At 63.6% G+C, this 258-nt stretch carries 1 pseudogene; it reads left to right on the top strand.

What is annotated here, in order from left to right:
* Window positions 1-162, top strand: a pseudogene (locus SB771_RS35490) (NmrA family transcriptional regulator); the annotation flags it as partial.
* Between the last annotated feature and the right edge of the window lie 96 nt (window positions 163-258).

The raw sequence follows: 258 nt of genomic DNA, 5'->3' as shown, positions 1-258 counted from the left end.
GACCTGTTCAGGTCGCAGGGAATGCGGCATCCGTTGCCGCGCATCCGGATGCTCGACGGCTTCAACGAAGGCTGGATCGATTTCGCGGCGCCGGAGCAGACGGTCAAGGGGACGGTCACGCTGGAAGCGGTGTTGCGCGGGTTGATCGAGCGCGCGGCGTGAACGAACTCAGGCACGATCGTGGCGACCGCAGAGCAACGCGCTCGCCGCGATCCATGCCGCGAATCACAGGAGAGAAAGGATGAGAGTGTTGATCAC

Origin of the sequence: Burkholderia sp. SIMBA_051, from assembly GCF_046534915.1 — a bacterium.
Lineage (GTDB): Bacteria > Pseudomonadota > Gammaproteobacteria > Burkholderiales > Burkholderiaceae > Burkholderia > Burkholderia ambifaria.
Note: the sequence above shows the minus strand (reverse complement) of the source record. Positions and strands in the feature narration are given on the sequence as shown.